Genomic DNA, 20,051 nt, shown 5'->3' with positions numbered 1-20,051 from the left:
GACTCCCACGTGTGGAACAGGCTTTCGTTCGTAAACGAGAATCGGTCACATCATGACCCCGGGCATGAAACAACGAATGTCGATCCGCGGCGGGTTGTCGAGCACCCGATGGTAGACGGGCCAGACCATCGTGCGACCGGCGCGGTTCGGCTCCTTGACCACGGCCTCGTTTGGCACGTCCCACCATTGGCTCTCGATGTGCACGCGGTAGTGGCCGTCCCTCACCTCCCAGTCGGTATCGGATAGTGCCTTGCCGTCGGCATCGGAACAGCATGGCCCCTTGCCACTTTTGAGGCTCTCGAACCAGCTATCGAGTTCGGGGCGGCTATGATCGTGCGCGTGCGCCACGGAGTGCCAGACCGGCAGCACGATCAGTGTCGCCGCCGTGATGGCGGCCATCGAAAATATCATCCTCATTCGCAGTCTCCTTAAAAATTTGCAGTCTCCTTAAAAACAAGAGATTTACCGCTGCGGTTGCGCTCCGGAGGCACTCCGCGCCTTTTAGTTGCGTTGCAGCTTTTTTGTTCTCGGAATACCGCTGGGAGGCAGCGGCTCTCCAATTTTCAACGTAGCGCAGGTCTGTGGAGAGACAGGACGAAAAGGGACGATAAAAGACGAAATCAGGCTCTGCCCCTGCCTTGAGGCGCACTTACCCGTCCGCTAAAATAAAGGGTGGGAGGCATGCTCATGGCCTGCCTGCGGCTGAACGGATATACGCTTGATTTGGATCAGGCGCAGTTGTTTGACCTGCACGGCCAAGCGGTTGAGCTACGGCCTCAGGCTCTGGCAGTCCTGCTCGAATTGGGGCGCCGGCATGGAGAGCTGGTTACAAAGCGCGATCTAAGTGCGCAGGTCTGGCCGGGCGTTTCGGTGACCGACGATTCGCTTGTGCAATGCGTGGTCGAGATCCGGCGCGCACTCGGCGACACCCGGCAGCAAGTCGTGCGAACGATGCCACGACGTGGTTACCTTCTGATCGCTGATGCGGCCGGCACGAAACCTCATGATGTGCAGAAGGTCAGCGTTCATCGCCTGGCCACCATCCTTGTGACAGCGGCTGTCGCCATCATGTTGGTCTGGCAGTTCGTGCTGCCCGGCATCGCCCCCGGACGCCGCGAGGCACACGACACGATGGTGGCCGACGTCGCAGTCCTGCCATTGCGCGTGCTCAACGCATCTCGCGAAAGAAGTCCGGATGGCAATGGATTAGCCTACATGATTGCAAGCGAACTTGCGCGCAATCCCGACCTGCACATCGTCTCACCCCTCGCCACAGCCGAGCTTCGCGGTAAGAACCTATCGCCGTCGGAGATCGCTGCGATGACCCACGCTCGCTACCTTGTGGACGGCAGCGCGGAGAGGCGCGGCGACCGGCTGCAGCTCCACATGCAGCTGATCGATTCCGGCAACAATCGCATCGTCTGGAGCGGCCGGTTCGAACCTACCGCGCAAGACCTGCCCGAGGTTACCGAGGCGTTGATCTTGCGGATCAGCGCCTCGCTTGGTTCAACCGTGCGCGAGTCGGACCGGGCCATGTTACGAAAACGTGCGCCAACCTCGCTTGATGCGCACGCGCGCGTGTTGCGCGCGATCGCGTTGACTATCGCGCCGAGTGCTGAGGGTCTGCGCGAGGCGCGGCAAGAACTGGAACAGGCGGTCCGCCTTGATCCAAACTACGCCCCGGCATGGGCGCATCTCGGTCAGGCGAAGACACTGTTGATCTTTGGCCATCACGATCCTGGGCTCGGTCGTCAGGACTTGCCGCGGGCGATCGCCGACATCGAGCACGCGACTGCGCTGGACCCGCTGCTTGCGAGCTCGTGGCGATTGCTGTCCATCGCAATCGACTCGAGCCAGGCCCCTGAGGCAGCAGTGAGAGCGGCCGAGCGGGCAACTGAACTCGGCCCTGGCGATCCGGACAATTGGGTCGCCCTCGCCGTCGCACAGCACCATGCCGGTCGAACCCAAGCAGCGATTGAAGCCTTCGAGAAGGCGATCTCCTGGAGTCCGCTCCACCCACCGAATTACGCCGTCGTAGCGGCAAGGCTGCGCTATTCCGTGCAGGATTACGAAAATGCGCTGCGTTTCGCGCGCGAATGCGTGGATCGAACCCCGGCGCTTGGCGTCTGCAAGGCGATCTGGCTGTCGTCACTGGTCCGTACCGGCCACGCCTTCGAGGCGGAGGCGGCGTGGCCCACTCTGGTTGGCGCCGCACCATCTTTGCAGACGTATCGGATGACTCCGTACAATACACCCATGGCTCTATCGGTTGACGAGGATCTCGACAAACTGCGCAAGAGCGGCACCCGGGCAATGGCCCAGTGATGCTCCAGGCGGACGAAACCCCGACCGGACATCTGATCTTGACGGCGAGCAGTGTTTCGAGATGTGCTCGCTCCGAGGCTGATGCGGTCAGCGCGGGCAGTAAGAGACCTCACTCGCCGATCTGGTCGATCTGCTTGAAGTGGTCGCCTTCGACCACGTTGACGAAGATCACGGCTGACTTGTTGTCGCCCTTCTCGGTCCATTGCACCGGCTTGGCGTAGGCGATGCCCTGGAAGGTCAGCTTGCGCAGCGCGGCCACGACGTCAGCGCGCGTGGGAAGGCCTTGCTTGTCCTTCGCGGCCTCGGCGATCGCGGCCATCAGCACGCGGCCCGAGTCATAGGAGCTCGCTGCATAATTGTTGATCGGGCCGTACTTCGCCGTGTACCTGGCGCCGAACTCGGACGATCCGGGGACGGTGCCGATGGCGGGCGCGGCGGAGAGAATGCGAACGCCTTCCGCTTGCGTCGCGGCTCCTTCGGCGGCCTGAATGAAGGCCTTGGTGTCCCAGCACCCGTCGCCGCAGGCGAACAATTGCGTCCGACCTTGCGCCCGCATCTCCTTGAGGATGAGCGCGCCTTCGCGAATGCCGGCAAAGAACAGCACGTCGAAATCCGCAGGGAACGACTTCACGAAATCGGAGAAGTCCTTCTCCCCGACCTGCACGGATTTGCGCGCGACCACCGTGCCGCCGGTGCCAAAACCCGCCACAAACTGGTCGGCGAGGCCGACGCCGTAGGGCGTTCCGTCGTCGACCACGAGCGCGCGCGTCTTGCCCATCTTCTGCGTCAGGTAGCGCGCCAGACCCGGCCCCTTCCTGTCGTCGCGGTTGGTCAGACGGAAAATGGTGGCAAAGCCGCTCTCCGTCACCTTCGGGTTCGACGCCATCGGCGTAATGACGGCAAGGCCGCACTCGGCGTAGACCTTGCCGGTGGCGATGGCCACGCCGCTATTGACGTGTCCGACCACGCCGAGGATCGCCGGATCGTCGCAGAAACCCTTGGCGACGGCCTTTCCGGTCTCGGCGTCCGCCTTGTCGTCGACGGTCACGGCCGTGACCCTGGCGCCGGCGACGCCGCCCGCGTCGTTGCGCTCATCGACGGCGAGTTCCACCGCCTGTTTCATCTCGACACCGAAACCGGCCGAGGTCGTCGTCATCGGCCCGCCGATGCCGATCTTCACATCTCTGCCGCCCAGCTGCGCGGCGGCCGGCGCTGCGACCGCGACAGGCAGGACGAGCAACGATACGAGCAAGGGGAGAGCGCCGCGACGACCGGTCATGGTAACCTCCAAATGGCGTTTTGCCGGGTCAGGCTGTCACGCACGCCACAACCAGTCAACAATGGATAGATGGTTACAGATTCCGCTGGGCGCCGGAGGCTGGAATGCCTTAAGGTGAGCGGGTCACGGCGCGGCAGAGACCCAGGCCGGCCCCGTTGCCGAGCAAACATGCGGTTTGATGGTTACACATGAACGCTGATCGCCGGATCAAGGCCCCGCTCCTCCCACCCTCGCGCGCCGGCAGTCTCGATCTCGTCGGCGGCGAGTTGGCGTGGGATTTCACGAACACGACGTCGGCGCGCGGCTCTCCCGCGAGACAAGAGCATTTGAGAGGCTTTGACACGCTCATGCAGTGGGTCGAGCATGCGCGCATCATGCCGCCCGCCGATTGCGCCTATGCGCGTGCCGCGCTCGCGGGCCATCCGCGCCGGGCACAACGCATCTTCGAGCGCGCGGTCGAGATGCGGGAGTTGATCTGGACCATCGGGACTGCGCTTGCCGAGCAGAGGCCGGTCGCGGCGAAGCTGATCGCGTCCCTGTCGGCCGCCCACGCGGCGAACCTCGGCCACGCCGAGATCAAGATGCGCCTTGGCAGCTACATCTGGGTCTGGGATCCGCGCCGCGACATTGCCGCGGCCATCCTGGGCCCCGTTACGCTCTCAGCTCTGACGCTGCTGATGGAGAAGGACCTGTTGCGAACCAGGCGATGCGCGGGCCAGGAATGCGGCTGGCTGTTCTTCGACACGACCAAGAACAACCGCCGCCGTTGGTGCGAGATGCGGGTTTGCGGCAACCGCGCCAAGGTTCGGGCCGCCCGGCAACGGCAAAGACTGGCCCGAGAGAGCTGATCGCGACCAACTTCAGGCCTTGTGATGGACAGTCTGCAGTCCATAGACCGCCGTCGGAATACCCTCGTAGCGCGCCTTCAGCTGCAGGGACAGGAATTGCGAGTAGTGCCGCGACTGATGCAGATTGCCGCCGTGGAACCATAGCCCCTCCTGCTGCGTCGGCTTCCACATGTTGCGCTGCTCACCTTCCCATGGGCCGGGGTCCTTTGTCGTATTCGAGCCGAGGCCCCAGACCTTGCCGACCTTGTCGGCCATCTCTCGACTCACAAGATCGGCGACAAAGCCATTCATCGAGGTATAGCCGGTCGCATAGACGATCACGTCGGCCGGCAATTCCTTGCCGTTGTCGAGCCTGACGCCGCTCGGCGTGATCTCCTCGACCTGGCCCGTGAACAGCTTGATCTTGCCGTCAATGATAAGCTGTGAGGCGCCGACATCGATGTAATAGCCCGAGCCGCGGCGCAGATATTTCATGAATAGCCCGGACTCGTCGTCACCGAAATCGAGCTTGAAGCCGGCCTTCTCCAGCCCGGCATAGAAAGCGGCGTCATCCTGGCGGATCTTGTCGTAGACCGGCTTCTGAAACTGATTCAGGATTCGGTAGGGCAGTGAGGCGAAGATCAGATCGGCCTTTGCCGTCGTCATTCCGCCGCGGACGGCACGTTCGGAATAAAGATCGCCGAGGGTCGCCATCAACGAATCCGAGCGCACGATGTGGGTCGTCGAGCGCTGCACCATCGTTACGTCGATACCGGCCTCGTACAGCGCAGCGCAGATGTCATGGGCCGAATTGTTCGAGCCGATCACCACCACCTTCTTGCCTTTGTAGCCGTCGGAGCCGGGATGCCGCGAGGAATGGTGCTGCTCGCCCTTGAAGGTTTCCATGCCTTTGATTTTCGGCAGATTCGGCTTGGCCGACATGCCGGTCGCGAACACAAGGTGCTTCGGCCGTAGCGTAATCTCCTTGCCATCACGCTCGACGACGGCGGTCCATTCCTTCCTAGTGTCGTCCCAACTGGCGTGCTTGGCCGTGGTGTTTGTCCAGTAGTTCAGCTCCATGACCTTGGTGTACATCTCCAGCCAATCGCCGATCTTGTCCTTGGGCGAAAACACTGGCCAGTTCTTGGGAAAGTCGATGTAGGGCAAGTGATCGTACCAGACGGGGTCGTGCAGGCAGAGCGACTTGTAGCGGTTGCGCCAGGAGTCGCCGGCGCGCGCGTTCTTCTCGACGATGATCGTCGGCACACCGAGCTGGCGTAGCCGCGCCCCGAGCGCAATGCCGCCCTGCCCGCCGCCGATGACGAGTGCGTAGGGCTGGGTCTTGAAGCCGAGTTGCTCGGCTTCTTCGTCACGCAGTTCCTTCCAGGTCTTGGCGCCGGGGTTGACGCCGTGCCTGGCGCCGAGCGGTCGGCTGAAGCCGGCCTTTTCCTCATGGCCCTTGAGTTCGGCAACGGTTGTCAGGAGCGTCCAGATCTGGTCGTTCTGCAGGCGGATGAGTCCATATCCGCGCGCGAGCTCGGTCTCGAACGAGATCCAGGCCTCGGTCACGCCGCCAGCCTCGGTCGGCACTTCGCCCTCGGCGACCTTCCAGTTGCCCGGCTTCACGCGCGCAAGACAATGCGCCAGCATGTCGCGGACCTGATCGCGGCCTTCCATTGTCTTGATGTTCCAGGTGAAGGCAACAAGATCGCGCCAGTAGCATTCCGGAGCGAACATTCCTGCAGCGGTGTCGAGATCACCCGCCGCAAGCGCGGCTTCAAACTTGTCGAGGAAAACCTGGACGCGCGCGCTCAGCGTGGTGTCGAGCATCACTTCCTCCCGGATGTCGTTTGCGCTTTTTTCTGCGCAGATGATGTAAGCTTATCCCAACCATCACGGGAATCCAGACTCGCGCGGCCGGGTTCCGGCCCCCAGCGCCCCTCATCTCCGAACCAAGTTCGGAGCCAAGTCGCATTCTGACCAAAAAACCGAGATTGACCCAAGACCGGGCCATCCTGTCTATTCAACCGAGTACGGCTGGCAGCGCGGGTGCAAGACAATGCTCACGCAAATTTACGAAGTGGCGACGCCTACGGAAGCCGAGGCGATATCGGCAATCGGCGTGGATCACATCGGCGTGCTCGTCGGCGATGGCACCTTCCCGCGGGAGCTTCCGGTTCAGAAGGCGTCAGCCGTTATGAGGATGGTCCGGGCGCCGTCGGTAGTTTCCGCGCTGTTTCTCTCGTCGGATGTCGCGGTCATCGAACGGATGGCGCGGGAGCTTGATCCGCCCATCGTCCATCTTGGCGCATCGAGCGAATTGCTTACGCCAGATCTCGTCGTGGCACTGCGAAAGTCTCTGCCAAGGAGCAAATTCATGCGGAGCGTAGCAGTCACGGGACCTGAGGCGGTAGGTTTGGCGCAAGCATATGATGGAGTTGTCGACTGGATCCTGCTCGACAGTCATCGCGCAGGTGATGCGCAAATCGGCGCGCAGGGCGTGACGCATGACTGGAGCATCAGTCGAAGGATCGTGGCGAGTGTTCGCACCCCGGTCATACTGGCTGGTGGCCTCGGACCAGACAACGTCAAGGAAGCCATTCGGTCGGTGCGACCTGCCGGTGTCGATTCCAAAACCAGAACCGATCAGGAGGTCACTCACGCGAAAGACCTGGCGAAGGTGGAAGCCTTCTATCGCGCTGCGACGAGCGGTTAGAGCGCTCTCCTCGTCCCTTCGCTTACTCCTTCAGACCGGACGCCGCTTCGCGCCTGCCCTCCCCGCCGGGGCTCTGAGGGTGAGGGATCAGGCGCGAGCGGACGTCGTCTGCCTCAGAGCGGGCAAGCCATGCCCGGCGCTGGAACGCACCCCTGACCAGGAACAATCGGCACCGGGGTCGGCTGTGGTATCGGAATGGGCGGCCACGGATGGACCGGCACCGGAACAGGGATTTGCGGCAGCGGCCACGGCAATGGCCACGGCTGCGGCGGCGGGCCGACGTGCACCGGAGGCAGCGGACCGATGATGATCGGCGAAGAGGTGTTCGCGGCGTTGTCGGCATGCGCGACGCCGACCAACGCACTTACGGCAAGGAATGAAAGACAGAACGCTCGGAAAGTCATTGTCGTTGACTCCTACTTGGGTGCGCTTCCAATACGATCGCGCCAGGATTGAACGGTCCCATTGCGCGTCGGCGACGCCAAGCCGGACATGAGAGCTAGAGATAAACGACTAGTCCCAAAGAACTAGCTGCTCATCGCGAGAGCTGTGCATTTCAAGCGCACACCGATTCAATGCGCGCCGGCGCTTACCGCCGCGTCATCAGCTTGGCGCAATTCCGGCGTGTCCTTGGACTATCGTGCAGGCTCATCGGAGAAACAGCGATGCAGACTCGGGTCTTTGGGCGCACTGGACTACAGCTCTCGGTGCTGGGCTTTGGCTGCGGCGCGGTCGGTGGACTCATGGTCCGCGGCGAACCTGCCGACCAGGAGCGAACCATCGCGCGGGCAATCGCCGCCGGCGTGAACTATTTCGACACCGCGGTGCAGTACGGCAATGGCGCCTCGGAAGAAAATCTTGGCCGCGTATTGCACAGGCTGAAGCCGGCCAGCGTGATCATCGGCACCAAGGTCCGGGTGCTGCCCGACGAGTTCGGCCGCATAGCCGATGCCCTGACGACGTCGCTCGAAGGAAGTCTGACGCGTCTACGCGTCGACCACGCCGATATCTTTCATTTGCACAACCAGATTTCCGAGACGGGAGGCGGATCGGCGCTGAGCGTCGGACAGGTGCTCGGCGAAGTGGTCCCGACGTTCGAGCGCCTGCGCCAGCAGGGGAAGATTCGTTTCCTTGGAATGACGGCACTCGGCGACACGTCGGCGCTGCAACGAGTGATCGATGCACACGCCTTCGACAGCGCGCAGATCGTGTACAACATGCTCAATCCATCCGCCGCCGAGGATTTGCCGACGAACTATCCGGCGCAGGACTATGGGCGATTATTCGATCATACCAGGTCAGCCGGCGTTGGCGTCGTGGGTATCCGCGTGCTCGCCGGCGGTGCGCTGTCGGGCTCGGCCGAGCGTCACCCGATTGCGGGTGCGGCGCCCGAGCCGATTGGTTCGGCGATGAGCTACCAAGCCGACGTCGATCGCGCGCGCCGTCTCATCCCGCTCGTGAGTGAGGGATTCGCCACCACCCTCACCGAAGCCGCCACGCGGTTTGCGCTGTCACACCCGGCAATGGGCACAATCCTGGTCGGCATGGCGAGCCCGCAACAGTTCGAGGACGCCCTCGCCGCGGTCCAAAAAGGCCCCTTGCCGCAAGCTGCATACGATCGGCTGTCAGCCCTGCGACAGACTTTCTCTGGCGAAGCACGATGATTGGGCGCAGACTACGGGTTAAGTCGCTCGGTCGCTGAACCGAGAGTGGCCAACGGACCGCGCCAAAGATCAATTTGCCTTTCGACCCATATCGCATTCTTATTGAAGCGTTGCTTTCGGCAGGAGGTACGGGTGAAAATCCGGTCGTCCCTTTCGGCGCTTCTTTTAAGTCTTTTTCCGCTCTTGCTTATGACGATCACCGACGGGTGCCTTGCCGATACGAGGGTGGCCCTGGTCATCGGAAACGGCGCCTATCGCAATGTCCCGCGGTTGACCAACCCTGCAAACGACGCCGCTGATGTTGCTGCCGCACTCAAGCTCGTCGGGTTCGAGACAATCGTGGCGATCGACCTCGATCGTGCCGCCATGGACGAGGCTGCGATTCGCTTCGCGCGCGCGGCGCGAAACGCCGACATTGCGATGTTATATTACAGCGGCCATGCCCTTCAGTTCGGCGGGGTCAACTACCTGGCCCCGATCGACGCGCAACTGACTGACGTAGCGGACCTGCGACGCCTGGTGCGCCTCGACGATATCGTCGCCGACCTGCAACAAGCCAAGAACCTGCGAATTCTGGTGCTTGACGCCTGCCGCGACAACCCGTTCGCCAATGAACTAAGGCGCTCGCTCGGCGCCAGCCGCGCCGTTCCCCTTCAGCGGGGACTGGCGAAGCTGGACAACGCGCAAGGCATGATCGTCGCCTACGCCACCCAGGCCGGACAGACCGCGGAGGACGGCAATGGCCGCAACAGTCCCTACACCGCGGCGTTTCTCGAGAACATCAAGGCGCCGGAGGAGATCGGGATCATATTCCGCAGGATCAGTTCCGACGTCTACGAGTCGACCAAGCACAGCCAATTGCCCGAGCTTTCCTTGTCGATCATCGGAGAGTTTTATCTGCGTGGGAAGGTGGAGATCTCCTCGGCTCCTCAGCAGTCCGGCTTGTCGCGAACGTTGCTTGGCACGCCCTTCAATGCCGACGAGGTCCCCTTTCTATGCGATCAATGCCGCGAGCGGATCAAGGCCGGGTTCGCAGGCAAGCCATTGCATTCCGCCCTGGTGCTGTCGCTTGACGGGGGATCCTACTGGTCGACGGCACAACGCGCCGCCCTTGAGGCTCGCGCCGGCGCGCTGGCTCAATGTTTGAGCGCCAATCGGCAGGGTTGCTTCGTCTATGCCATCGATGGCCGGATCACCTGGGACGAACCACCGCCGCCCCTTCCGATCGAACCCTGGTTTTCATCGAGCTCCGGCGCAGCCCGCCCCTTCAACGTCCAGGACGTCGGCGCGATTCATGCGACCGATCGGGAGAGGGTCGCCCGGCTGTATCGCGAGTTTCACGGCAAGGCTCTCGCCGTCGGGCCGGACTGGCAATGGACCCTGACCGGACGGGCGGATTCCGACAACGAGGCCGCTCGCGTCGTATTGCAGAGATGCGGCTACATCACCCATTCGCCGTGCCGCGTGGTCGCAATTGCCGATTCCCTGGTCGTCAACCGCAACCTCCTGGATTCCGTGCCTCGCTCGATCCCCGCAAGGCCACTATCGCAAAGCGTGACCGGGCCCGACTACGCGCTGACGGGACCACAATTCCGGTCAAGCGAAATTCCATTCGTCTGCGATCATTGCCGCGAGCAGATCGAGCAGGAGCTGAAGGCCCGGCCCGGTCATACTGCGCTCGCCATTTCCTTATCAGGCGGTTTCTGGACGACATGGGGGCGCGGCGGCGCAGAGGAGGCACGGACGCGCGTCCTCGGCGCGTGCCTGGGGGCAAGCCAGACAATGTGTTTCGTCTATGCCGTCGACGGCAAGGTGGTCTGGAAGGAGGCTCCCCTGGACGTTCCGCCGGCCCCCTGGTTCAACCACGCAGGCGAGAAGCCGCTGGTCGTCACCGACCCCGTCTTTTCCGAGAAGGCGCGGACGTATGTCGAGAAGTTCTATTCTCCGGCTTCCGGCCCAAAGGCCATAGCCGTGGGAGAGGGCGGCTACTATGGATATGCATATGGCGGGCAACTGAAATCCGAGACTGAGTCCGCACGCCTGGCACTTGAACGTTGCGGATTCCTGGTCCAGGCGACATGCCGTATCATCGCGATCAACGATAGCATCGTCGTCGACTCTGATGCGATTGCGCGCCAGCGCCGCTAAAGCGCGATGAGATTGGGATGAATCGTCATCGCGCTTTAGGTTATTGTTTGCGCATGATCTCCGCGCAAACGCGTTTCCGCGTTTGTCGCGAGGGAAAGCCGCTTCGCACTTTTCCGGATCATGCTCTAGGCCCGCTGCAACGCGTCCCGAACGTTGAGGCGTTCCCCGCCCGGCTTGGCGACGTAAAGGTGGCTCTCCAGGACGGATTGCATGTTCTCGAACATCGAATAGAGATCGTCGCAATAGACTGACGGATTGTCGTAACCGTTCTTCTTGGAAAAACGGTGCGGAAGATAGCCGCCGCCACAAGCGCCCATGAACTTGCACTGCCGGCACTTGTCGCAGAGCTTGATTGAAGCATCACGCGCGGCTTTCCAGCGCGGCTCGTTCCTCACCTCGTCGATCGCATGCTCGAAAATGTTGAAGGTCGTTCGCGTGAAGCCGTCGCCCGCAATCCGCAGGACATCGTGGGCCTCCACGGAACCGTCGGTCATGATGGTACAAAGTTCAACCGGTTTGTAGCCCACACCCTCGGTCGGCGAATTGCTGCCAAGCAGAGCGGTGATCATGTCAGAAATGATTCGTATATTGACCGTTGGCTTGCCGCGGTTGGCCTCGAGCCAGAGGTTGAACAGGCCGTTGTAGAACGCGGCAATGGATGGCGGATGCTCATCCACCGTCGCATCCGGGATCATGATGTCGTAATTTGCAATTCCGCACGCGGCGAAAAACTCGACATAGTCTGTCGGCGGGTAACCGGGATTGCAAACTGCGAGAGCGATTGTTCCGATGTCGCGTGATGCCAGCATGCGAGCGGCCCGCTCCACCGCGGCGTGCGTGCCAGTGCCCTGAAACGTTCGGCGATGAACGTCGTGAATGTGCGCCGGCCCATCCAGGCTGATTGCGACCGAGATGTCGTGGGCCTCGAAGCAATTCAGCCAGTCATCATCAATCAACACGCCGTTGGTGGTCACGGCGATGGGTAGTTCGCAGCCGGTCCGTGACGATATGCCTTCGCAAGCTTCGGCCATGCGGTGGAAATTCTCGACACCCCACAGCAACGGCTCTCCGCCATGCAGAATGATCGGGAAATCGACCAGGGAGTGTTTGGCGACGTGCTCCTCTATGCGCTGCAGCAGCCGATCCAGCACCTCGGCGCCCATGAGCTTCGGCTTGTCATAAACGGCCGCGTCGCGGAACCAGTAGCAATAGGAGCAATCGATGTTGCATCTCGTTGCAACCTTGACAAGCAGCTGCGAGATCGGCTGGTTTTGGAAGGCGGCAGGATCTGGATCGTCAGCCGGCATGCCTATACCGAGATGGACTAAAGGAAGCTGCGACTGGTCCTAGTACCCTCGGACAAACGCCCCTTTGCGGAACGCGCCAACTCCCGGAGCGTATCCGGCCCGGCGAAAGGCGCCAGCATTCGCCCCTTTGGCAAAACCGCCTCGTCTGAAAGCGACTTCCGTGACTTCTCCGGTACCTTGCCCGCGCAGATCGCCCAGCAGCGCGTTGATGCCCTGATGATCGCTCTGGATCGTCGCGCCCGGCCCGTGCAGCTGCAAGAGGCTCGCCAGGACCTTCACCGTCACAATCGACATGGTCGTGCTCCTTTTCGCGACGCAACTCAAAGGTCAAACGAAACACCGGCGCGAACAACCGGCTGAGCGTTCCCAAACCATATATGTTTTCGGCTGCCGCGGCAATGTATCTGCGGTCCGATCTCAAGTGGTTCCGCAATAACCGCATCGCGCTGCTATAGTGTGGCTGCGATCACAGAACGAGATTCTTCATGACCTCAAAAGCTTGGTGCAGGTGGCTTGGTGTGTTGCTGATCGCGTTTGTCTTGATCGGCTTGCCGTCGGTTTCCTCCGTGCATGCCGCTGAGGATGGGCGCAAAGTGAGCGTGGTGTCCTTCGGACTTTACGGCGATCAAGGCGTGTTCAGACGCGAGGCGACCGGGGCAGCCGAGATCGTAGCGGGCCGTTTCGGAACTGGCTCCATCGATGTGCGGTACAACTCCAGGACTGGCGGAGGTGCAACGATCCAGGCGCTCGCCAAGTCGTTGCTGGCGGCCGCGAATGGCCTGGACACTGAGAACGATGTTCTGTTCTTGATTCTCACCTCCCACGGCTCCCCTGACGGGCTTGCCGTCAAGGCGGGACGGCTCATGCAAACACTCACCCCCTCCACTCTTGCCGAAATGCTGGCGCGGACGGGCGTGCGGCACAAGGTGGTGGTCATCTCGGCCTGCTATTCGGGTGTCTTCATCCCTCGCCTCGCGAGCCCCGATGTACTCGTCATCACCGCGGCAGACGCCGAGCATTCGTCGTTCGGCTGCCAGGACAAGGCCAAATGGACCTATTTTGGTGATGCCTTCTTCAATGTCGCGCTCCGGCAAGCCAAAAGCCTCAAGGACGCCTTTGTCATTGCGCGCGCACTCGTCAGAAAGCGAGAGTTGAGCGAGCGCTTCGAACCGTCCAATCCTCTCATCGCAGGTGGCGCGAATGTGGAGCCGCTGCTCATTGCGCGTCCCTGAGCGAGCTTCATGTTCGCGGCCAATGCCTGCGCGCCGGAAGCGTACGCGTCTACGATCGCGGTTGGCATCAGGGCCCGTGATCGCACTCGCCCGTGCAGCGACGCTACTTGTGGCGTTTGCCGCGACTCGCGCATGCGCCGCCGACATTGATTATCTGGCTGCTGCCGGAGTCGCCGCAAAAGAGTTTCCCTCACCCCGGCGCCCCGTTGCACGGATTGTCAGCCCACGCCGCTCGGGTGAAGAGCATCGCGACGCCCTGGATGAGACCGGTCAAATCGCGCATCTCCTTGAATTGAAGCAGGGCATGACGGTCGGCGACATTGGCGCGGGCAGTGGCTACCACACGGTCAGGCTTTCGTACCTCGTCGGGCCCGCCGGCTCCGTAGTCGCCCAGGACGTCAGGCGGGATTACCTCATCGAGCTCGCCAGGAGAACGGAACTTCTGAAATTGACGAACGTCAGATTTGCGCTTGGTGAACCGCACGACCCACGCCTGCCCGCTTCGTCGCTCGATGCCGCAATCCTTGTGCACATGTATCACGAGATAGCCGATCCCTATGCCTTCCTCTACAACCTCACGCCTGCATTGAAGCCGGGTGCGCGGGTCGGAATTGTCGACCTTGAGCTTCCGACGCAGAAGCACGGCACGCCAATTGAGCTCTTGCGCTGCGAACTGGCCGCCGTCGGCTATCGCGCGGTGGCCACATACAAGCTCGCAGGGGACGGCGGATACCTCGCGGTGTTCTCCCCGCCGGAGGTAGCGGATCGAAAATCCCCCTGGGACATCGTTGCCTGTGGGGATCGTCCCGGCACGCGCTGAAATCTGATGGAGGCCGGCAGCCCGTCCTGGACCTCGATCATGCGCCGGTTGGATTGAAAACCGGGCTGGTGCGTTGCCGCGCAATGCGCACGCCGCGTTCGGCCAGATCGCGCAGCTGGACGAACATCATCGCAGTCATCAACGCATCGTCGAACGCATCATGCTGCGCAAGGGCGGGAATATCCAGGTCCCGGAGGATCGCAGCGAAGGAGAGATCGATGGACGTGTTGGGGGGCGCGTCGCCATATTTGCGCTCGTAGTAAAGCCGTGAAATTTCGATGCGCTCGTTCGGCAGCTCGATACCCACCAGCGGAAGGATGTACTTGTCCAGCATGGCGATGTCGAAGTCGACATAATAGCCGATCAGGGGGCGCGCGCCGATGAATCGCAGAAAGCTCGGCAGCACCTTCCATACGATCGGCGCCGCTTCCACGTCGGATTGACGCAGGCGGTGGATCTTGATTGCTTCCGCCCCCATCTCGCTGTCGGGGTGTACGACCGCTTCGAAATGCTCGCTGGTCAAGATCCGATTGCCGCGGATCTTGATTGCGGCAATGGTGACAACGTCGTCCGTCCGCACGTTGAGACCGGTCGTCTCGCAATCGATGACGACGACGTCGTCGTCCGGCGGACGATCGAACATGAACCGGAACGACTGATTGCTCAGGGTCGCCTGGTGAAGCAATCGCTTGAGAACACGGGGCAGCATTTTAGAACATGCCGAGCTTGAAGTGGTGACGGACAATGTCGCGAAACTGTTTCACCACCTGGAGCGCATCGCGCAGCAGATGACGTTCCATGCTCGACAAATGCGCCGGCCTGACCAGAGTGCCCGACGTGCCGGCGGACGCGGCCAGTTGTCCGTCGATCCGCAGCATCAGCATGAATCGGAAAGCCTGCTTCAAGTCGCGACCAAAGTCGGTCCGCAATACTCCGAGATCGCAGAGTCGCGATATCCGCTTGTCGGTGGACGTCTCGCGCAGGCCCTGCTCCAGGGCCAGACTGCGAACGCCGTGGACGATGGGAAAGATGCCGCCCTTCTTGAGGTCAAGCGCGTCTCCGCTGCCCTCGGATGTGATGAGGTTGTTGAAGAGGCCGATCGGCGTTTCGAAGGCGTCGATGGCGCGCGCGAAATGCGCCAGGAACGCCTGCTCGCCCCGGATCAGGTCGATCAACGCCGTCTTAGCCTTGCCCAGCAATTGGTCGTTGCCGGCAAACGCTTGCGCGTCATAGATGATGGCCACGTTCATATGCGCGGCCTGGTCGGGGATCGCGATCCAGCGGCGGAAATCCGCAAGATAGTCCGAGAGCGGCTTGGACCATGCCGGATTGCTCACCATGATGTTGCCGGGACAGGGCGGAAAGCCGAAACGCTCCAGGGCACCCGAGAATTCGTTCCGGAACAATTCCAGCGCATCGCTTTCGATCGGGCCTTCGAGGATGAGGCCATTGTCCTGGTCGGTGCGCACGGTCTGCTCGCCGCGCCCTTCACTTCCCATCGCGATCAGGCAACTGCTGGTGCGCAACTCGGCCGGTGCGACCATCTCGAACAGCCGGGACATCAGGCGCCGGTTGAGGTCGCAGACGATCTCTGCAATCACCTCCACCTTGACGCCCTGCCGCCGGAGCAACCGTACTTGCGCTTCGATCTGGCGCGCAGCAATCGCCAGATCCTGCTCGCTTGATGCCCGATCGATGCGGCCGGCAATGACCTGAGCGCTCCCTGCCAGAAAGCCCAGGAGGTCGATTTCCTCAAGGATACCGACGAACCGTTCGCCATCGTGAACTGCGAGGCGCCGCTTGTTGTGTTTCGTCATGAGCAGGAGAGCCGAGGAGACGAAATCGTCGGGCCGCACGGACACGATGTCGAAATTCGCCAGCTCCCGTACCGGCGTCTGGATCGACTGACGCCGCAACACCACCGCCTTGGACAGATTCATTCCGGTGACGATGCCGATCCGCTCACCGTCGCGGACGAACAGTGCATTGCTGCCGATCTCGCGCATCCGGTGACCGGCGGCCTCGATCGTGTCGCTTGCGGCAATAAACGACGGCGCATGCAGGAACAGTTCGCTGACCTTTGCGTTCATGAGCGAGCCGTAGCGCCTGGCCTCCTCATCGTTTGCAAGCTCATCCAGCTTCTGCGAAATTTCGCGGTAGAAGAACGCGGCAAAGCGCGCATTCGCCTTGATCAGCGCAAGGGCGGTCTTCCTGGGGATCAGGTAGCAAAGCGTCTCGTCGCGGGCGACAAATGCATGCCCGCTCTGATCGTGGACAAGCGCACGGCTGTCGAAGGTGTCCTTTGGACCGAGCAGGGCGAGCAGACCGGCCTCATCCCGCTCCTCGACCGTGCCCTTGATGACGACATAGAGAGCATCCACCGGAGCATCCCTGCCGATGATTGCTTCGCCCGGACGGAAGTAGGCGACATCGAGCGAGGCCCGTAGCGTTTCGGCTTCGTTCGACGCCAGACGATCGAACGGCGGGTTGCTGATGTCGAATGCCTTGGGCATCTCGGCGTTCCGAAGACGTGGACGATCCAGGACCGGACGGCGACAATGAAGCAAGGCACCGGCTGGTCCATCGACCCGGCCGGTGCCAAAGCCGTGTTCCGCAAACCCGGTTCTAGTGCGTCGTTGCGGCAGCCGCTCCGATACCGGTCTGGCTCCGGATATATTGCGCGTCAAAGCCCTCGCGGTCGACAGCGGCGCGCTTGCTGCGATCGAGGACCGAGAACAGCCAGATGCCGGCAAAGGCGAGCGCCATCGAGAACAGGGCCGGATTGTCCAGCTTGATCGGCGCCGAGCCCTTGGCATAGCCCAGCGTCACTTCCCACACGGCTGGCGAAAGCACCACGCCGACCACGGCGCTGACGAGGCCAAGGAAACCGCCGATCAGCGCCCCCCGCGTCGTCAGGCCTCGCCAGAAGATCGACATCACGAGCACGGGAAAATTGCAGGAGGCGGCGATGGCGAATGCGAGGCCGACCATGAACGCGACGTTCTGGTTCTCGAACACGATGCCCAGGAAGATCGCGAGCACGCCCAGGACCAGCGTCGCAATCTTCGAGACGCGGATCTCGTCCTGCTCATTGGCCGTCCCTCCCTTGATCACCATGCTATAGAGGTCGTGGCTGATGGATGACGCTCCGGCCAAGGCCAATCCGGACACCACGGCCAGGATGGTGGCGAAGGCAACGGCCGAGATGAAGCCCAGGAACAGGTTGCCGCCGACAGCGTTCGCGAGATGAATGGCGGCCATGTTGGAGCCGCCCTTGATCGCCGCGATCCCGCTCTTGGTCTTCTCCAGGATGGCGCCGTCGAGGAACGCCGCATCGGTGGAAACCAGCGTGATCGCGCCAAAGCCGATGATAAAGGTCAGAATGTAGAAATAGCCGATGAAGCCCGTGGCGTAGAACACCGACTTGCGGGCGGCTTGAGCGTCCTTCACCGTGAAGAAGCGCATCAGGATATGCGGCAGGCCCGCCGTTCCAAACATCAGCGCCAGGCCAAGCGAGATCGCCGACAGCGGATTGGAAATGAGGCTGCCCGGCTCCATGATCGCGATCTTCTTGGGATGCACCTCGGTTGCCTTGGCGAACAATGCTTCCGGACTAAATCCGAACTTGTAGAGAACCGCTCCGGCCATGAACGTCGCGCCCGAGAGCAGCAACACGGCCTTGATGATCTGCACCCAGGTCGTTGCCTTCATTCCCCCGAAGGTCACGTAGATCATCATCAGGCCGCCGACCAGGACGACCGCGATCCAGTAATCGAGGCCGAACAGCAGCTGGATCAGCTTCCCGGCCCCGACCATCTGGGCAATCAGATAGAACGCAACGGTCACCAGCGAACCGCACGCCGCCAGGATGCGGATGTCGGTTTGCCCGAGCCGGAACGACGTGACGTCGGCGAAGGTGAACTTGCCAAGGTTGCGCAGCTGCTCGGCGATCAGAAACGTAACGATCGGCCAACCCACGAGCCAGCCGACCGAATAGATCAGGCCATCGTAGCCGGACGTGTAGACCAGGCCCGAGATGCCGAGAAAGGAGGCCGCAGACATGTAGTCCCCGGCGATCGCAAGGCCGTTCTGGAAGCCGGTGATTCCCCCGCCGGCCGAATAGAAGTCCGCAGCCGACGCGGTCCGTTTTGCGGCCCAATAGGTGATGACGAGCGTCAAGGCGACGAAGCCTATGAACATGCCGATCGCCGACCAGTTGGTCGCCTGCTTGGAGCCGCCATCGATGGTGCCCGCGGCGAGTGCGAGGGTGGGCATGCCTGCGAGCAGCACCACCACTAACCAGGAGAACTTCTTCATGAGCGGTTCTCCTCGACGATCTTGCGAACGAGTACGTCGTAGCTGGAATTCGCCTGGCGCACGTAAAGGCCCGTCAGCACAAAGGCGAGCACGATGACGGACAATCCGATCGGAATGCCGATCGTCGTCACGCCGCTGCCGAGCGGAATGCCCAGGAACTTGGGTGCATAGGCTACCAGCAGGATGAAGCCGAAATAGACGACAAGCATGATCAGCGACAGCATCCAGCCCAGCGACGAACGTCGGCGCACGAGCTCCTGGTAGTTCGGATCGCGTTCAATCCTTGCGAGGTTGCTCACATCAATGATCCCTGGAGTTCTTCCCGTTGAGACGGCCCCATACTTGGTGGGCCCCGCCTACACTGTATCGCTGGCGGACCGGCCTCCATGATCCAGATCAAAAGCGGGTTGATCTGCGACTTATGTCTCGGACAAGTCAGGTGGAACGCCGGGACGAGGACGGCCTCGTGTCGGCGCAAGCCGGCCAACCCGTCGTGCGCTCGGTCAAGCGGCGAGCTTGAAGCGGCGTCCTCTGGACCAGCTTCCGGCTCCTACAGAGCTCCGGAGAGCGCGACGTCCGCTTTGCCCATTGCCGACATCGCTGGACTACCTGGTCGAGGCTCTTTAAGCTGGTCAAAGCGACATGCCCTGATGGATCAGCAAGCAGCGTTGCCGCGTTTTTGCAGAAGATTTCTAGCGCTCGGCGAGCAATCGCGCGACATCTTGCTTGGTGCACTGAATGGCAATTGAACGAGACTTGGGTAGGCCAGTTCCCAAAACCAACTGGCCTTTGCCGATCAGGAAGCCCCATTCCGGCCGCTACGTGGACCTGGAGCTATTGTCGGAAAATCATCTGGCTGATCTCTGGCCTTTCGCCGACGCCGCGCCTGAGAGCTTCACTTACCTGCGCTACGGTCCCTTTACCGATATCGAAAAACTCCGAAGCACGCTTGCTGATCTCTCCAAGCGCCCGGATCAACCATTTTGGGTTGTGATGCCGAAGGGACGGAGGCCACAGGGTTGGCTTTCGATATGTGACGTATACAACAAGGACGGCAGTATCGAGATTGGCAGCATTTGGTTCTCGCCTACGCTCCAGGGAACGCGAGCTGCACGAGAAGCAATTTACTTGCTGATGTGCCACGCGATGGATGATCTTGGCTATGAACGATTGGTTTGGCGCTGTCAGGCACAGAATGCAAAATCCTTCAACGCTGCCAAAAATCTTGGATTCACCTATGAGGGAACATGGCGACGAGCAGCAGTCGTGGATGGCTGGCAGCGCGATGTGGCATGGTTCTCTATGCTGAAGGACGAGTGGCCCCAACGTAAAGCGGCCCTAGATCAATGGCTTTCCCAAGAAAATTTTGACGACGCCGGCCAACAGATCGAAAGACTCGAAATGCCGACCGGTTAG

The 20,051-nt window shown here is 61.7% G+C and carries 17 protein-coding genes; 8 read left to right on the top strand and 9 right to left on the bottom strand.

Annotated elements, in window-relative coordinates; all coding sequences use genetic code 11:
* Positions 1-45 precede the first annotated feature (45 nt).
* Positions 46-417, bottom strand: coding sequence for a hypothetical protein (locus QQL28_RS15415; RefSeq protein ID WP_284266636.1), 372 nt, complete (start codon positions 415-417; stop codon positions 46-48).
* A 270-nt stretch (positions 418-687) separates the two neighbouring features.
* Here QQL28_RS15415 and QQL28_RS15410 point away from each other — a divergent pair, with 270 nt between their 5' ends.
* Positions 688-2,325 carry a winged helix-turn-helix domain-containing tetratricopeptide repeat protein gene (locus QQL28_RS15410; protein ID WP_284266634.1) on the top strand — a complete coding sequence of 546 codons (1,638 nt, stop codon included), beginning with the start codon at positions 688-690 and terminating at the stop codon, positions 2,323-2,325.
* 109 nt (positions 2,326-2,434) lie between these two features.
* Here QQL28_RS15410 and QQL28_RS15405 read toward each other — a convergent pair whose 3' ends face one another.
* Positions 2,435-3,604, bottom strand: coding sequence for a branched-chain amino acid ABC transporter substrate-binding protein (locus tag QQL28_RS15405; protein ID WP_284266632.1), 1,170 nt, complete (start codon positions 3,602-3,604; stop codon positions 2,435-2,437).
* 188 nt (positions 3,605-3,792) lie between these two features.
* Between QQL28_RS15405 and QQL28_RS15400 the strand changes: the two genes are divergently transcribed.
* The gene (locus tag QQL28_RS15400) at positions 3,793-4,452 is read left to right on the top strand and encodes a CGNR zinc finger domain-containing protein (RefSeq protein ID WP_284266630.1); all 660 of its coding nucleotides are present in this window, start codon (positions 3,793-3,795) and stop codon (positions 4,450-4,452) included.
* Between the two features lie 12 nt (positions 4,453-4,464).
* On the opposite strand, the gene QQL28_RS15395 is transcribed toward QQL28_RS15400, so the two are convergent.
* On the bottom strand, positions 4,465-6,261 hold the full coding sequence (locus QQL28_RS15395; RefSeq protein ID WP_284266628.1) for an NAD(P)/FAD-dependent oxidoreductase: 1,797 nt from the start codon (positions 6,259-6,261) through the stop codon (positions 4,465-4,467).
* A gap of 229 nt (positions 6,262-6,490) precedes the next feature.
* Here QQL28_RS15395 and QQL28_RS15390 point away from each other — a divergent pair, with 229 nt between their 5' ends.
* The 3 genes from QQL28_RS15390 to QQL28_RS45905 all read left to right on the top strand — a co-directional run bounded on the left by QQL28_RS15390 (position 6,491) and on the right by QQL28_RS45905 (position 10,959).
* Positions 6,491-7,147, top strand: a complete 657-nt coding sequence (locus tag QQL28_RS15390) for a phosphoribosylanthranilate isomerase (RefSeq protein WP_284266626.1) — start codon at positions 6,491-6,493, stop codon at positions 7,145-7,147.
* A 665-nt stretch (positions 7,148-7,812) separates the two neighbouring features.
* The gene (locus tag QQL28_RS15385) at positions 7,813-8,811 is read left to right on the top strand and encodes an aldo/keto reductase (RefSeq protein WP_284266624.1); all 999 of its coding nucleotides are present in this window, start codon (positions 7,813-7,815) and stop codon (positions 8,809-8,811) included.
* Positions 8,812-9,000: 189 nt separating this feature from the next.
* Positions 9,001-10,959, top strand: a complete 1,959-nt coding sequence (locus QQL28_RS45905; protein ID WP_348522498.1) for a caspase family protein — start codon at positions 9,001-9,003, stop codon at positions 10,957-10,959.
* 125 nt (positions 10,960-11,084) lie between these two features.
* Here the strand turns inward: QQL28_RS45905 and QQL28_RS15375 are convergent, their stop codons facing one another.
* Both QQL28_RS15375 and QQL28_RS15370 read right to left on the bottom strand, forming a co-directional pair.
* The gene (locus tag QQL28_RS15375) at positions 11,085-12,266 is read right to left on the bottom strand and encodes a radical SAM protein (RefSeq protein ID WP_284266622.1); all 1,182 of its coding nucleotides are present in this window, start codon (positions 12,264-12,266) and stop codon (positions 11,085-11,087) included.
* A gap of 39 nt (positions 12,267-12,305) precedes the next feature.
* Positions 12,306-12,560, bottom strand: a complete 255-nt coding sequence (locus QQL28_RS15370; RefSeq protein ID WP_284266620.1) for a hypothetical protein — start codon at positions 12,558-12,560, stop codon at positions 12,306-12,308.
* Positions 12,561-12,751: 191 nt separating this feature from the next.
* Here QQL28_RS15370 and QQL28_RS15365 point away from each other — a divergent pair, with 191 nt between their 5' ends.
* Entirely contained in the window at positions 12,752-13,498 is a 747-nt protein-coding gene (locus QQL28_RS15365; protein ID WP_284266618.1) for a C13 family peptidase, read from the top strand.
* A gap of 76 nt (positions 13,499-13,574) precedes the next feature.
* Complete coding sequence (locus QQL28_RS15360; RefSeq protein ID WP_284266612.1) at positions 13,575-14,318, top strand: methyltransferase domain-containing protein; 744 nt, start codon at positions 13,575-13,577, stop codon at positions 14,316-14,318.
* Positions 14,319-14,355: 37 nt separating this feature from the next.
* Here QQL28_RS15360 and QQL28_RS15355 read toward each other — a convergent pair whose 3' ends face one another.
* The 4 genes from QQL28_RS15355 to QQL28_RS15340 all read right to left on the bottom strand — a co-directional run bounded on the left by QQL28_RS15355 (position 14,356) and on the right by QQL28_RS15340 (position 18,934).
* The gene (locus QQL28_RS15355; protein ID WP_284266610.1) at positions 14,356-15,063 is read right to left on the bottom strand and encodes a 3'-5' exonuclease; all 708 of its coding nucleotides are present in this window, start codon (positions 15,061-15,063) and stop codon (positions 14,356-14,358) included.
* A complete protein-coding gene (locus QQL28_RS15350; protein WP_284266608.1) occupies positions 15,029-16,831 on the bottom strand; it encodes a putative nucleotidyltransferase substrate binding domain-containing protein in 1,803 nt (600 codons plus the stop codon). The genes QQL28_RS15355 and QQL28_RS15350 overlap by 35 nt, the downstream gene beginning before the upstream one ends.
* Positions 16,832-16,943: 112 nt before the next feature.
* Positions 16,944-18,635 (bottom strand): cation acetate symporter, encoded by a 1,692-nt coding sequence (locus tag QQL28_RS15345; RefSeq protein ID WP_284266607.1) that lies wholly within the window; start codon positions 18,633-18,635, stop codon positions 16,944-16,946.
* A complete protein-coding gene (locus QQL28_RS15340) occupies positions 18,632-18,934 on the bottom strand; it encodes a DUF485 domain-containing protein (protein WP_284266604.1) in 303 nt (100 codons plus the stop codon). Before QQL28_RS15340 ends, QQL28_RS15345 begins: the two co-directional genes overlap by 4 nt.
* A gap of 439 nt (positions 18,935-19,373) precedes the next feature.
* Here QQL28_RS15340 and QQL28_RS15335 point away from each other — a divergent pair, with 439 nt between their 5' ends.
* On the top strand, positions 19,374-20,051 hold the full coding sequence (locus tag QQL28_RS15335; protein ID WP_284266602.1) for a GNAT family N-acetyltransferase: 678 nt from the start codon (positions 19,374-19,376) through the stop codon (positions 20,049-20,051).

This window comes from Bradyrhizobium iriomotense (assembly GCF_030160715.1).
Taxonomy (GTDB): Bacteria; Pseudomonadota; Alphaproteobacteria; order Rhizobiales; family Xanthobacteraceae; genus Bradyrhizobium; species Bradyrhizobium iriomotense.
The sequence above is the reverse complement of the archived record's forward strand: the minus strand, read 5'-3'. Positions and strand labels throughout refer to the sequence as shown.

Excerpts from the sequence above, each read along its gene's own strand:
- QQL28_RS15415 (WP_284266636.1), bottom strand. The coding sequence starts at position 417 with ATGAGGATGATATTTTCGATGGCCGCCATCACGGCGGCGACACTGATC.
- QQL28_RS15410 (WP_284266634.1), top strand. The coding sequence starts at position 688 with ATGGCCTGCCTGCGGCTGAACGGATATACGCTTGATTTGGATCAGGCG.
- QQL28_RS15405 (WP_284266632.1), bottom strand. The coding sequence starts at position 3,604 with ATGACCGGTCGTCGCGGCGCTCTCCCCTTGCTCGTATCGTTGCTCGTC.
- QQL28_RS15400 (WP_284266630.1), top strand. The coding sequence starts at position 3,793 with ATGAACGCTGATCGCCGGATCAAGGCCCCGCTCCTCCCACCCTCGCGC.
- QQL28_RS15395 (WP_284266628.1), bottom strand. The coding sequence starts at position 6,261 with ATGCTCGACACCACGCTGAGCGCGCGCGTCCAGGTTTTCCTCGACAAG.
- QQL28_RS15390 (WP_284266626.1), top strand. The coding sequence starts at position 6,491 with ATGCTCACGCAAATTTACGAAGTGGCGACGCCTACGGAAGCCGAGGCG.
- QQL28_RS15385 (WP_284266624.1), top strand. The coding sequence starts at position 7,813 with ATGCAGACTCGGGTCTTTGGGCGCACTGGACTACAGCTCTCGGTGCTG.
- QQL28_RS45905 (WP_348522498.1), top strand. The coding sequence starts at position 9,001 with ATGACGATCACCGACGGGTGCCTTGCCGATACGAGGGTGGCCCTGGTC.
- QQL28_RS15375 (WP_284266622.1), bottom strand. The coding sequence starts at position 12,266 with ATGCCGGCTGACGATCCAGATCCTGCCGCCTTCCAAAACCAGCCGATC.
- QQL28_RS15370 (WP_284266620.1), bottom strand. The coding sequence starts at position 12,560 with ATGTCGATTGTGACGGTGAAGGTCCTGGCGAGCCTCTTGCAGCTGCAC.
- QQL28_RS15365 (WP_284266618.1), top strand. The coding sequence starts at position 12,752 with ATGACCTCAAAAGCTTGGTGCAGGTGGCTTGGTGTGTTGCTGATCGCG.
- QQL28_RS15350 (WP_284266608.1), bottom strand. The coding sequence starts at position 16,831 with ATGCCCAAGGCATTCGACATCAGCAACCCGCCGTTCGATCGTCTGGCG.
- QQL28_RS15345 (WP_284266607.1), bottom strand. The coding sequence starts at position 18,635 with ATGAAGAAGTTCTCCTGGTTAGTGGTGGTGCTGCTCGCAGGCATGCCC.
- QQL28_RS15335 (WP_284266602.1), top strand. The coding sequence starts at position 19,374 with ATGGCAATTGAACGAGACTTGGGTAGGCCAGTTCCCAAAACCAACTGG.